Here is a 13,780-nt window from a genome sequence, read left to right as displayed (position 1 = left end):
AAATGAAAATAGGTGTTACATTTTCCGAAACTAATTTTCATAATTATCCAAAATGGATAAAAGAAAATGATAAAAACATAGAAATCATAGTGCTTTCCTACGAAGAAAATAATTTGGAAGCCGTAACAAATTGTGATGCGGTAGTGCTTACAGGTGGCATTGATATGAAACCAACCGAAGAGGTAACCTATGAAAATGCACCATCAGAATTTAATGTCTCCCGTGATCTATTTGAAACCGAAGTTTTAAAATTGTGCCTTGAACAAAAAAAACCCATTCTTGGTATTTGCAGAGGGTTACAATTAATTAATGTATATAAAGGTGGAACTTTGCATTTAGACAATGGCAAAACTCAAAATGAGATTCATAAAAAAGAGGAATTAGATAAAATGCACCCCATTCGAGTAGAAGAAGATTCTCTTTTTTATAAAATTGTAAATCAAAAAAAAGGGGAAGTCAATAGTGCACACCATCAATCCATTGACAAATTGGGAATGGATTTGAAAGCCACAGCCTTTTCTGAAGATGGAGTTATTGAAGTAATAGAATCTAGTAATCCTGAGAAACAGTTTATATTGGGCGTGCAATGGCATCCCGAAAGAATGAATGATTTCGAAAATCCTTTTAGTAAAAACATAAGAACAGCTTTAATCAACACTATATGCAACTAGAAATAAAAAATCCAGCTACAGGAGAAACAATTACAAAAATAAATCAAGACAACGAAGCAAGCTTAGCGCTAAAATTTGACAACTTACAGAAAGGTCAATTGGATTGGAAAGAAAAACATTTGGATCAAAGGATCGCTATACTATTTAATTTCAAAGATTTATTAGAAATCAACATTGAAAATCTTGCTCAAATACTAACTTCGGAAGTTGGTAAACCTATACAACAATCCAAGAACGAAATCAATGGAGGAATAGCCCGAATTACTTGGCTTTGCACTAATGCTAAAAAATATTTGGCTGACGAATACATGAGTGAGCAAGACGGTATGGGAGAGAAAATCGTATATGAGCCAATAGGTGTTGTTTGCAATATTTCGGCCTGGAATTATCCTTATTTGGTAGGCATTAACGTAATTGTCCCTGCATTATTAGCTGGAAATTCCGTGCTTTATAAACCTTCGGAGTATGCTAGTTTAACAGGATTAGAAATTCAGAAATTGATTTTAGAAGCGGGTGTACCTTCCAATGTTTTTGAAATTGCTATAGGAAAAGGCGACATAGGAGCTGCATTATTAGAAATGAATTTTGACGGTTATTTTTTTACAGGTTCTTATAAAACGGGGCAATTTATATACCAAAAAGTAGCCTCTAAAATGGTGCCTTGCCAAATTGAATTGGGTGGAAAAGACCCATTATATGTCGCTGATGATGTAGAAGATATTAAAAACATTGCCATTGGAACTGCCGATGGCGTTTTTTACAATAATGGTCAAAGTTGTTGCTCTGTAGAACGAATTTACGTTCAAGAAAAAAACTATGATGATTATGTTCGATACTTTGTTGAAGAAGTAAAATCATGGAAATCTGGCTTACCTACAGCTGATGGCGTTTATCTAGGGGCACTTACTCGATCTGCACAAATAGAAATTCTTGAAAATCAAATAAAAGATGCTTTGGCAAAAGGGGCTAAAATTAACTGTGGCGGAAAACGTATCGACAAACCTGGTAACTATTTTGAAGCAACTGTATTAACAAACGTAACAAACGATATGCTAGTAATGCAGGAAGAATCTTTTGGACCAATTATCGGAATTATGAAGGTTGCAAATGATGAAGAGGCAATCCAACTTATGAATGACACCACCTATGGACTGACCGCCGCCGTATATTCAAAATCACAAAAAAGAGGAGAAAATATTTTAACAAAAATAAACTCTGGCACCAGTTATTGGAACTGCTGCGACCGTGTTTCTCCCGCTTTACCTTGGTCTGGGCGAAAAAATTCTGGTTTTGGTTCGACACTTTCTCATGTTGGGATTCGCGCTTTTACAAAACCTAAAGCCTATCATTTACGAGGGGATTGGAAAAAATAGACTGCTAATATTCAGAAAAAAAATAAAAGTTAACACGAATTTCACGAATTAGCACTAATTCTTTAACACTTCATTTTTACAAAAATCTAAAGCACCAACAACCCGAATTCCCTCAAAGTATTCACAGGTTTGGAATACCAGAACAATTCGAAATCCTCCAAATGAGTTTCAAAATCGGCTTTTACTTCCTGAAAAGAATAGGTTTTAGCATTCGAAACCGAGATTTTATGAAGCATTTCAACCAACCATTCTCCTTCCGTTTTATTGGTCTGAACGGTAAAACTTTCTTTTTTATCGTGAAAAGTCAGCGACATCATTTCCCAAGAATTCCCTTTTTTGGTTTTAGTGAATGTTTCAATTGATGGTTTTCCGCCTAGCCAAACCATTTTGGCTGTAGGTTTGGTATTAAAATTGGATTCCTCTTGAAGGGCATCAAAAATAAAATCAGCTCCTATTTTCGTCTTCGGAATTTTAAAATCGAACCAATCCTGCAATTCGTAGTCAAAACAAATCCCGTGCATAAAATTGAACAGCGATTTCTTGAGTCCAAAACTAAATTTATCGTGATCGATTCCCGTAGAATCGGTATAATTAATATCGTTATTGGCAAAAGTGCCTATAGCTTCATTTTCTTTCAGAACCCCAAATTGCTCCGGAAACATACCCACCGGACTATGCGCCGTCATCGCAAATTGATGCCAAAAACCAGATTGCAAAACCCCAGCCTCAAACAATTGACGCACCATTTCGAGGCTATCAACCGTTTCCTGAACGGTTTGCGTTGGATAACCATACATCAAATAGGCGTGTACCATTACGCCTGCTTCGGTAAAATTCCGAGTGACTTTCGCCACTTGCTCTACAGTTACACCTTTGTCAATTAGTTTCAGTAATCTGTCCGAAGCCACTTCTAGCCCTCCCGAAACAGCAATACAGCCTGAGGCTTTGAGTAACAGACACAAATCTTGGGTGAAACTTTTTTCGAAACGAATGTTTGTCCACCAAGTTACTGCCAGTTTTCGGCTTAGGATTTCGAGTGCCAATGCTCGCATCAAAGCGGGTGGTGCAGCTTCATCGACATAATGAAAACCGGTTTCTCCCGTTTGGGCAATCATTTCTTCCATTCGGTCGCACAACAAACTTGCGGCTACAGGCTCGTACACCTTGATATAATCCAAAGAAATATCGCAAAATGTGCATTTCCCCCAATAGCAACCGTGCGCCATCGTGAGTTTATTCCAGCGTCCGTCGCTCCACAAACGGTGCATCGGATTCACAATTTCGATAACCGAAATGTATTTATCCAAAAGCAAATCCGAATAATCGGGCGTTCCCACTTGGGATTGTTTGTAATCTGGTTTAGTGGAATTATTTTTATAAACTACTAAACCGTCTTCTAATAAAAAGGTTCTTTTATACGAATTATGTTTTGGATTTTCAATATTGAAAATTAATTCTTCTATCGGCGTTTCACCATCATCCAAAGTGATATAATCAAAAAACTCAAAAACCCGAGCATCAGATAGCGAACGCAATTCTGTATTAGGGAAACCACCACCCATAGAAATCTTGATATTCGGATAATGCTTTTTCACCCATTGCGCCGAGCGAAAAGCCGAATATAAATTCCCCGGAAATGGAACCGAAATCAAGAATAAAGTGGGTTGAATGGTTTCGATTCTGTCCTTTAAAATAGAAAGCAAAATATTATCAATATAAGTGGGTTCTTGTTGCAAGGCTTCGTACAATTCATCAAAAGAATTGGCAGAACGCCCCAGTCTTTCCGCATACCGACTGAAACCAAAATTTTCATCGACACATTCCACAATAAAATCGGAGATATCCTCAAGATACAAAGTCGCCAAATGTTTGGCTTTGTCCTGTGTTCCCATCGTTCCAAAAGCCCAGTCCAATTCTTCCAATTGTGCAAAACGGGATGCTTCCGGCAAGAAATCTTCCTGGCAAATTTGAAGCGCCAAGGTTGGATTTTTTCCCTGCAAAAAAGCAATAACCGAATCGATGGTTTTAACGTATTCGTCCTGTAAAGCGAAAATTCTCTTGGAATTATCAGACAGTCCTTCAAACTTTAAACTTTGAACTTTAAACAAATCTTTTAACCCTTCTTTCGAAAACAATTTCAAAATCACTTCAATCCCCAAATCCGCCTGAACCGATTCAATATTTTTGGTATTTAGAAACCCTTTGATATAAGCCGTTGCTGGATAAGGCGTATTCAGTTGGGTAAACGGGGGCGTGATGAGGAAAAGTTTGGTTTTCAAGGGATATTATTTTGTGCAAAAATAAGGGATATTTATTGTTTTTTGGATAAAAGTTTTTTTGCTTACATTTATATTCGTACGACTAAAATTATAAATAACAACTTCCTAGTACTAACTTATCTATATTTAGCTACATTTGCGTCCTTAAAAAATATTGATTGTGAGAAACATATTAGCCTTTTTACTCTATTTAACTTCAATTTCACTTTTTGCTCAAAATACTTTGCAAAATACAGCCGATAAAAAAATTTCGAAATTTTCTTTTAGCAAAGAGATATTGATAGAAGATCAAAATGGCCATCTGATAACTGATCCTAGCGAACGCGAGGCTTATTTTGTAAAAAAGCAACAGAGCATAGATCACCAAAACAAACAGAGTAGCCGTTCTGCATTGTCACAAGCCGCTGTTCAGATGTGTGCTAATGGAGGCCTTGAGGAATTTGAAACAATTTCTGGCATTAATATTTTAAAGAATTTTCAATATACAACAGCAGAACCTATAAACCCAACTCAATGTAAGGCAGAAACAATTACTGCAAATCGAGACATTAAACAATACGACCCAAGCGATTCGGGTTTGATGGCATCGACTGTTCCTGCTAACTTTTTGGATGAATATATTGGAAATATCAATGCTTTTGACCAATATTCCTTACAAGTTAATTACAAGCATACCTACCTATCGGCACTCGGCTTAGTGCAGGCAAAGCGTTTTAAAACGAATAATGAAACAAGCGTAAAATTTAATTATAAAACAGTATTACAAAGTATTACAGATAGTGGCCATAACAATGAGCAACCCTATTTCAAAGCTAGAATTCTGAATAAAAATGGTGTAGTTATTAGTGAATTTTGTACAATTGGTGATCCCACAAATTGTATTTTCTCACAAGCACCTAATCTAGAAGGGGGAAGTATCGTATTGTATACCAAAAATTGGCAATCAGGTATTTTAGATATTTCTGGTATCCCCAATAATGAAGAATTTACAATAGAGTTTATGGCATCGAGATGTGGTTTGGGAGGCCATTTTGGTTATGCCTATGTAGATGATATTTGTCTGTTGCATTCTGATGAAAATTTACAAGGAAGCATTGAACTGGATCCTTTATACAAAATTTGTCCAACCATGCCTATTTCTGTTTGTGGAAATTATACTTTGCCTAATTCCGGTGGTATTTCTGCAACAGTTTCATCGATTACAATGAAAGTTTATGACTCCTCAAATACTGTAGTTTACACCTCTCAAACTCCATTATCATTAGACTTAATTACCCATCGTTTTTGTTTTGATCTTTTAGCAACAAACTTGCCAAATGTTACGACAGGTAATTATAATGTTGGAGTAACTATCAATTACGGAATTACACAAACCAATTGTAATGGAACAAGTTTTGCTTCTGCAAGTGATACCGATGCTAATCCAGGTTGGGATATTTCATTTATGAATTGTACTAGCACTTGCAATTTCACACTTCAAACGGGAAGTTTAGAACTTTGCGACACCAATCATAATGGAAAAGAATTTTTCGACTTGACCAATGTCGATACGCTTATTGCAGGTAACCAGACCGGATTGACTTTTAGTTATTTTACCACTCTTACTGATGCTACCAATGACACAAACGCGATTGTAGATTTTAAAAATTACGAAAGTCTTAGTACAACTATTTTTGTGAGAGTTTCTAAAGATGCGACTTGTTTTAAAATAATAGCCATCCAATTGGTTGTTAAAAATCCTTCGGCTACCATATCAGGTATTTTGAATATTTGTAGCGGAAGCACTACACTTACCACCTCTCCGGGATCCAGTTATTTGTGGTCGAATGGAGCAACAACCCAAAGCGCTGTGGTAAATGCTATAGGAACTTATAATGTCACCGTTACAGATGCGATTGGTTGTGTTGCGAATGCTTCAGTTACAATTATAGCCAATCAAATTGCTGTACAGCCAACAATTCAGGTTACACAACCTACTTGTTTTGTGAGTACCGGAACAATAGCAATTACATCTCCAGCATCTCAATATAGTTATGATGGTGGTATCACTTGGACAACAAATGCTACAATGAGCAATTTGGCTTTTGGTAATTATATTGTGAAAATAAAAACAGCATCAGGCTGTATTTCTTACAATACAAATATCAAGATAGTCCCTTATTTGTCCTCATTCCCAAATATAACTTCCATTAACCCAACCAGCTGTGGCGGTTTTGGAAGTATTACAATAACTACTTCTGCCGCAGCCTACAGTTTTGATGATGGTGTTACCTGGACATCAAGCAATACAGCGACCAACCTGCCATTGGGAACCTATCTGATTCGTACAAAAGATCAATTTGGCTGTATCTCAAATTTCAATAGTGTGACTTTCTATAATGAGTTTTTGACAGCACCTTTATACATTGCCAATCAACCTTATTGTTCTAATTTAGGAAGCATTACCATTTCCAGCCCTGCCGCTCAATACAGTTTCGACGGAGGTACCACTTGGCAAACATCCAACACTTTAAGTAATCTAGCTGCTGGAAGTTATATTATAAAAATAAAAAACGCGCAAGGCTGCACGTCGCCAAATGTATATGTCTATTTGAATAAATTAGAAACGAGCTATCCACTATACATCATAACACCTGCAGGTTGCGGCACTTATGCCAACATTTCCATCACAACACTTGGTGATTTTTATAGTTTTGATGGTGGAATCACTTGGACTACTAATCCTGTTATTACTAATTTAACGAGCAACACCTCTTACTCCCTAGTTGTAAAAAAAGGTACAACTTGCAAGTCTCTAACAAATACCGCTTATGTTTATAGTGCGTATTTAACCATTCCTCCTGCAAATGATTATCAGACAACGGAGTGCGATAAGTTGAATGATGGCTCGGAAAATGTTGATTTAACAATTTACAATGCTAATCTTATTACTAATTCTACAAATTATCGTTTTACTTATTACAATAGCCTTTCGAGCGCAGAAAACAATAACAACACAGGTCAAATTACCAATATTTCCTCTTGTAATTTAAGCAATAGCAACAACACGGTTTATGTTAGAGTTACCAACCCTGCCACTTCTTGCTACAAAGTAGCGGAATTGAAATTCACCTTTATTGCCTCTCCGGTAATAAATATGCTGGACGCTTATCCCCTTTGCGTAAGTAAAAACGTTATTATTGATGCAGGTACTGGATTTCAAACTTATTCATGGTCAACAGGGGCAACATCCCAAACAATTGTAATCAACCAGCCAGGGAATTATTGGGTTGAGGTTACAGAAAATAATAATCCATTAATTTGTACATCAAGAAAAAATTTCAATGTCTTTTTATCAAACCCAGCCACCATTACCAATATAGAAATACAAGACTGGACCAATGACGAAAACATAATCACAGTTTATGCCACTGGGTTGGGTAATTATGAATATTCTATAGATGGAATTCACTACCAGGATAGCAATGTTTTTAATGGCTTAAATAATGGAAGTTATACCGTATATGTTAACGATAAAAATCAATGCGGAACTGTAAATGACGAGGTGTATTTATTAATGCATCCAAAATTTTTTACGCCAAACGGGGATGGATTCAACGATACTTGGAATATTAAACTTTCCTATTTTGAACCTGGTCTGAAAATTCAAATCATTGATCGCTATGAAAAATTTATCAAAGAGTTAAAATATAATGATTCGGGTTGGGACGGAACATTCAATGGCCAGGAACTTCCTGCTACCGATTATTGGTTTATAGTGACCAGAGCCAATGGAAAAAAACACAAAGGTCATTTTAGTTTAAAAAGGTAGAAATCAATTTTAAGAAAACTAAAAATAATTATCCCAGTTTTATGGTCTTATAAAACTGGAATAATTATTTTTATTAGCATAACCCAATCACCCCCTTTTCTCTATTTCCTTAAACTTAATATAGGAATACACCATTGGGACGATTGCCAAAACAATAACAAGGGGAACAATAGCAATAGAGAAAGAATGATTTTCAAAAATCAATCCTCCCAATACGATTAGCAACCCTCCGATAACCCAAAGTTTACCTGCAAAAATATGGGTAACTTTCCAAACTTCATTATTCTCTAATGTCCAGGGGGTTCGTATTCCTATAAAATAATTAGGCTGAATTACTTTAAAATAATTACCTAGGACTAAAAATAAAATTCCGACAATGATATAGATTAAATTAGGGCTGGAAAAAGACTGATTCTTGGTAATAAAAATGATAAACAAAGCCAACAAAGACATACATAAAACAAGAAAAAACTTCAATTGATAAAACTTCCCTCCCATTAAAGCAATTCTTTTTTTGGGATCAATTTTTGGAGCAACAAGCATGATTATATAAACTAAAACAGGCAGCATAAACAGTAGCCCAACCAAAGAAAACTTATCTCCCCAATGATCAACCTCGCCTTTGTAATTCCAATGTGTTGGAACTTTATTGGGTAAAGTTTTCCAAATAAAAGCCAAATAAACGAAGGGCATTAACACAATTCCAATAATAGGAAGTTCTTTTTTTAAAGTTGAATTCATAGTTTTATTTTTTAAAAGTTAACATCCATTGCAACACATCTTCCATGATGGTCGTGTTAATGGAATAGAAAATAAATTGCCCCGATTTTTCGGCAGTAATCAAATCGGCACGTTTCAAAATATCCAAATGATGGGAAATACTCGGCTTCGACATATTAAACTGATCGGCTATTTCTCCAGCAGACATATCCTTTGTTTTCAAAAGCTCCAATATTTCCCTTCGTGTGGCATCATTCAATGCTTTAAATATGTCGTTCATAATTTAAAGTATTTATATATTTAGACAAATGTCTAAATACTTTTTTAATCTACCAAATAGTTTTTAAATTATTATTATTTGGTATTTTAGCATCAAATAAAAAACAATATGCCAACCGACTGTATCAGCTATCAAAATTCTGGATATTTTTCTCCATTGATGAATGATTATTTAAATCAAAAAACCGAATTACAATCTTTATACCATCGCTTTCCCACTCTCGAAAACTTTGAAGAACAAATCGAGGAGAAAAAAAGCAATTTCAATGACAATGGCAATAGCAATAGCAATGACAATTTAAAAAGACAAACATTAGTTTCAGTTTTAAAAAAACAATATGCTGAATTGACCGTTTCTGCTGAAACTTCAAACCATATTGAACTTTTAAACCAACCCAACACCTTTACCATTACCACGGGACATCAGCTCAATTTATTCAGCGGTCCTTTGTATTTTTTATACAAAATCATTTCGACCATTAATTTGACAACCGAATTAAAAGCGAAATATCCAGACTATAATTTCATTCCCGTATACTGGATGGCGACTGAAGACCATGATTTTGAAGAAATAAATTATTTTAGTTTTAAAGGAAAGAAATTCCACTGGAATAGAGATAGTAAAGGCCCTGTCGGGAGATTGTCTACTGAAGGATTAGCCGATTTCCTAGAAATATATGCTTTGGAAATTGGTTCAAGTACCAATGCCAACACCCTCAAAAAACTATTTGAAGATTCCTATCTCAACCATAACAACCTTGCCGACGCCACAAGATATTTGGCTAACGCCCTTTTTGGCGCACATGGTTTAGTCATTCTAGATGCCGATCATCAAGATTTGAAACGCAGTTTCATTCCATATATAAAAGACGAATTGCTTCACCAAACTTCCTTCAAGGCAGTAACCGAAACTATCGAAAAGATAAAAGATTATTCGATTCAGGTCAATCCGCGTGAGATTAATTTATTCTACATTGAGGACGATTTACGTGAACGAATTATTTTTGAGAATAACATATACAAAGTCAATCACACCAAAATCGAATTCACCGAAACCGAAATTCTGGCATTATTAGAAAGCAATCCTGAAAAATTCAGTCCCAATGTAATCATGCGTCCTCTATACCAAGAGGTCATTTTACCCAACTTATGCTACATCGGCGGAGGCGGAGAAATTGCCTATTGGTTCGAATTAAAATCTTTTTTCGCTGCCGCAAAAGTAACCTTTCCAACATTATTATTGAGGAACTCAGTACTTTTGGCAACCGAAAAACAAAACAAAAAAGCCGATAAATTAAACCTGACATGGTCTGATTTATTTTCGAAACAAGCCGCTTTAGTCAATCGCATAACCCAAAAATTATCAGAGTTCCCAATTGATTTCAGCGAACAAAAAGAAGCCTTAAAAAAACAATTTGAGGCACTTCTAGAACTGGCTAATCATACGGACAAATCCTTCTTAGGCGCCGTAAAAGCACAAGAAGTCAAGCAAACCAAAGGATTAGAAACTCTAGAAAAAAGATTGCTTATTGCTCAAAAAAGAAAATTTCACGATGAACTCCAACGAATTATTGACTTGCAAAACGAATTGTTCCCTAACCAAAGTTTACAGGAGCGTCAAGCCAATTTTTCGGAATTTTATCTGGAAAACGGAGAGCACTTGATTTCGCAATTGATGAATCAGCTAAAACCATTAGAGCAAAATTTCAACATAATTACTTTAGGAATTTAGCAGATTCTAAGTTGCTAAGTTTCTGAGTCACTAAGATTCTTAGCAATTTAGATTTAAGTAACAATTTAAAAAAACTCAGAGACTCAGAATCTCAGTAACTTAGTAACTTTAAAAAAAATGACCAAAGACCGCCTTATTTCGCTAGATGTATTCAGAGGATTAACCATTTTATTAATGACCATTGTCAACAACCCCGGAAGTTGGGCAACGGTTTACCCTCCTCTTTTACACTCTGAATGGCATGGTTGTACTCCTACCGACTTGGTTTTTCCTTTTTTTATATTCATCATGGGTGTAGCGATTTCTTTCGCCATGCCAACCAAAAGCTATGACAGTGCAACTTTTACCAAAATACTAACGCGTTCGTTGCGCATGTTTTGCTTAGGCGTATTTTTTAATTTTTTCGGTAATATTCAACTCTTCGGATTAGAAGGCATTCCATTAGTCATCGGGCGTTTACTCATAACCGCAGCAGTAGGCTATACACTTATGGGGAATTTCAATTCGAAACTAAAAACATATTTGGCGGTTTCTATTTTTGCTATTTATTTAATCTTAGCCTATAGCGGTATCGAAGCCTATCAAAATGTAAGACTTCCAGGTGTATTGCAACGTATTGGGATTATCTATTTCATAGCCTCACTTTTGTATCTAAAAACTACTCAAAAAACGCAATTATTAGTCGCTATCGGAATATTGCTCGGTTATTGGGCAGTCATGACGCTCGTTCCAGCACCAGGATTTGAAATTACGAACCTTGAAAAAGGAACCAACCTAGCCGCATGGGTAGATAGTGTTGTATTAAAAGGACATATGTGGGCCGTAACCAACACTTGGGATCCCGAAGGAATCCTAAGCACAATCCCATCAGTTGCTACCGGAATCATAGGACTTCTTATCGGACAATTACTAAACAGCCCATTATTAAAAATGGAAAAAGCAAAAAAAATGGCAATTATTGGAGTAACACTTATCTGTTTAGGATTACTTTGGAATATCATTTTTCCCATCAACAAAGCACTCTGGACCAGTTCGTACGTTGTGTATACAGCCGGATTAGGCACACTAACCTTGGCTATTTTATATTACTGCATTGATATTGCCAACTATAAAAAAGGAACTAAATTATTCTTGGTTTGGGGAGTGAATCCAATGATAGTATTCTTCCTTTCCGAAATTATTCCGCAAGCTTTTGTGATGATTTCTTTCCCAAATCCAAAAATCCCAACCGAGCAAATCAATCTTCTCGACTATTTGTATTCCTTTGGAGTTCAGCCTTTCTTTAACAATCCTATGACAGCATCATTAGTATTTGCACTTCTTTATGTAAGTTTATGGACCATTCTTTTGGGCTATTTCTACAAAAACAAAATGTATTTTAAAGTTTAAAAGCAAAACAACCGAGATAAAGTCAAATTTTCATCATTAAATTGACAATTTGGTAAAATCATTCGATAAAAAAAGTATATTTTTGCACAAAATTTTAAAACACATAAAAATGGCTACTAATAGAACTTTTACAATGATTAAGCCTGATGCAGTTCAAAACGGACACATCGGAAACATATTGGCAATGATTACAAACGCTGGTTTCAAAATCGTTTCTTTGAAATTAACGCAATTAACAGTTGCAGATGCTCAAGCATTTTACGCAGTACACGCTGCAAGACCTTTCTACGGAGAATTAGTAGAATTCATGTCTCGTGGTCCTATTGTTGCTGCTATTTTAGAAAAAGACAACGCTGTTGAAGATTTCAGAACTTTAATCGGTGCTACAAACCCAGCTGAAGCTGCTGAAGGAACTATCCGTAAAGCATACGCAACTTCTATCGGAGAAAATGCAGTTCACGGTTCAGATAGCGACGAAAATGCAGCTATCGAAGGTGCGTTTCATTTCGCAGGAAGAGAGCAGTTCTAGAATTTTAGATTTAAGAGTTTAGATTTTAGATTAACGATTTAAAAATCTATATCAATAAAAATCCCGTTTCAATTGAAACGGGATTTTTTTATGTCAAATCTAAAATCTAAAATCTAAAATCGTTAATCAGCAATCTAAAATCCCTACCTCAACACAACATCCCTCACCACATCCCGCCGCAATTCCTCATTGATCATCGTCACGATTTTGGATTTACCATGGCTTAATTCCTCACGCAACACCGCCGAAGTCAACTCAACATACAGCGTAGATCCTTTCAAAACCACATTATTGGTATAACTATTCACGCCATTTCCCATCAAATTGCGCCAAGCTTCCTTCACGTCAATCTGATCCATTCCGGGCTGTAATTTATTGACTTGGATAATTTGTTTCAAAACATCCCCCACCGTACTTTGATTATTTAGTCTTTTTGCCATAGTCGTCAAGGTTTATAGGCCCTGTTTTTTTATAATGATATTCTTTTTTCTCTGCATTCAAAACCACCAATTCGGTATCGCTCAAAGCCAGTATTTCCTCACTCCATTTCATATACGGCGTGCTATAATCCAAAAAGGTCTGATCGTCAGCAAATCGAATTTTTACATTTTCAAAAGTATCATTCACCAAAAAAGTCCCATCCAATTGCGGCATTACTTTTTTGCGAATCCCCGAATTATTTACATCAATCTTAAAATAATCAAACGATTCATTCATACCGTACTGCTTCTCTTCTCCATCCTCAAAAATCACTTTTTCAATTTCCCAATAGCCGTTGATTTTCTCAACATCAGCCGGATTTATTTTTTGCTTACACCCAACAAATAAGAGGGCTACCAGTAAAACACCAAATACTTTTTTCATAGAATAATTACTTTGTCATTACGAAGAATGAAGTCGTTACCTGAGCGAAGTCGAAGGGAGGAGCTGTTTCCTGCTATTCGTTTCAATCTTATGAGTCTCGTTAGAAAAAAACGAGACTCATAAGGATTTCCAC

11 protein-coding genes are annotated in these 13,780 nt (G+C 35.8%); 6 read left to right on the top strand and 5 right to left on the bottom strand.

Features of this window, described 5'->3' with window-relative positions:
- Nucleotides 1–2: 2 nt before the first annotated feature.
- Both FNW52_RS06130 and FNW52_RS06125 read left to right on the top strand, forming a co-directional pair.
- On the top strand, nt 3–671 hold the full coding sequence (locus FNW52_RS06130; RefSeq protein ID WP_143376583.1) for a gamma-glutamyl-gamma-aminobutyrate hydrolase family protein: 669 nt from the start codon (nt 3–5) through the stop codon (nt 669–671).
- Nucleotides 662–2,044, top strand: coding sequence for an aldehyde dehydrogenase family protein (locus FNW52_RS06125; protein ID WP_143376582.1), 1,383 nt, complete (start codon nt 662–664; stop codon nt 2,042–2,044). Before FNW52_RS06130 ends, FNW52_RS06125 begins: the two co-directional genes overlap by 10 nt.
- A gap of 86 nt (nt 2,045–2,130) precedes the next feature.
- Here the strand turns inward: FNW52_RS06125 and FNW52_RS06120 are convergent, their stop codons facing one another.
- Nucleotides 2,131–4,323 carry a radical SAM protein gene (locus FNW52_RS06120; protein WP_143376581.1) on the bottom strand — a complete coding sequence of 731 codons (2,193 nt, stop codon included), beginning with the start codon at nt 4,321–4,323 and terminating at the stop codon, nt 2,131–2,133.
- Between the two features lie 160 nt (nt 4,324–4,483).
- Here FNW52_RS06120 and FNW52_RS06115 point away from each other — a divergent pair, with 160 nt between their 5' ends.
- Nucleotides 4,484–8,134 carry a T9SS type B sorting domain-containing protein gene (locus tag FNW52_RS06115; protein WP_143376580.1) on the top strand — a complete coding sequence of 1,217 codons (3,651 nt, stop codon included), beginning with the start codon at nt 4,484–4,486 and terminating at the stop codon, nt 8,132–8,134.
- 87 nt (nt 8,135–8,221) lie between these two features.
- Here the strand turns inward: FNW52_RS06115 and FNW52_RS06110 are convergent, their stop codons facing one another.
- Both FNW52_RS06110 and FNW52_RS06105 read right to left on the bottom strand, forming a co-directional pair.
- Nucleotides 8,222–8,875, bottom strand: a complete 654-nt coding sequence (locus tag FNW52_RS06110; RefSeq protein ID WP_143376579.1) for an SdpI family protein — start codon at nt 8,873–8,875, stop codon at nt 8,222–8,224.
- A 4-nt stretch (nt 8,876–8,879) separates the two neighbouring features.
- Nucleotides 8,880–9,134, bottom strand: coding sequence for an autorepressor SdpR family transcription factor (locus tag FNW52_RS06105; protein WP_143376578.1), 255 nt, complete (start codon nt 9,132–9,134; stop codon nt 8,880–8,882).
- A gap of 108 nt (nt 9,135–9,242) precedes the next feature.
- Here FNW52_RS06105 and bshC point away from each other — a divergent pair, with 108 nt between their 5' ends.
- The 3 genes from bshC (at nt 9,243) to FNW52_RS06090 (ending at nt 12,783) form a co-directional block, all read left to right on the top strand.
- Entirely contained in the window at nt 9,243–10,865 is a 1,623-nt protein-coding gene (bshC, locus tag FNW52_RS06100; protein WP_143376577.1) for a bacillithiol biosynthesis cysteine-adding enzyme BshC, read from the top strand.
- A gap of 117 nt (nt 10,866–10,982) precedes the next feature.
- Nucleotides 10,983–12,254 carry an acyltransferase family protein gene (locus tag FNW52_RS06095; RefSeq protein WP_143376576.1) on the top strand — a complete coding sequence of 424 codons (1,272 nt, stop codon included), beginning with the start codon at nt 10,983–10,985 and terminating at the stop codon, nt 12,252–12,254.
- A gap of 109 nt (nt 12,255–12,363) precedes the next feature.
- A complete protein-coding gene (locus FNW52_RS06090) occupies nt 12,364–12,783 on the top strand; it encodes a nucleoside-diphosphate kinase (protein ID WP_143376575.1) in 420 nt (139 codons plus the stop codon).
- 143 nt (nt 12,784–12,926) lie between these two features.
- Here the strand turns inward: FNW52_RS06090 and FNW52_RS06085 are convergent, their stop codons facing one another.
- Together FNW52_RS06085 and FNW52_RS06080 are read right to left on the bottom strand one after the other, a co-directional pair.
- Complete coding sequence (locus FNW52_RS06085) at nt 12,927–13,223, bottom strand: DUF721 domain-containing protein (RefSeq protein ID WP_116760437.1); 297 nt, start codon at nt 13,221–13,223, stop codon at nt 12,927–12,929.
- The gene (locus FNW52_RS06080) at nt 13,204–13,647 is read right to left on the bottom strand and encodes a hypothetical protein (protein WP_143376574.1); all 444 of its coding nucleotides are present in this window, start codon (nt 13,645–13,647) and stop codon (nt 13,204–13,206) included. The genes FNW52_RS06085 and FNW52_RS06080 overlap by 20 nt, the downstream gene beginning before the upstream one ends.
- Nucleotides 13,648–13,780 lie beyond the last annotated feature (133 nt).

Source organism: Flavobacterium sp. ZT3R18 (genome assembly GCF_007097385.1).
GTDB lineage: Bacteria > Bacteroidota > Bacteroidia > Flavobacteriales > Flavobacteriaceae > Flavobacterium.
Note: the sequence above shows the minus strand (reverse complement) of the source record. Positions and strands in the feature narration are given on the sequence as shown.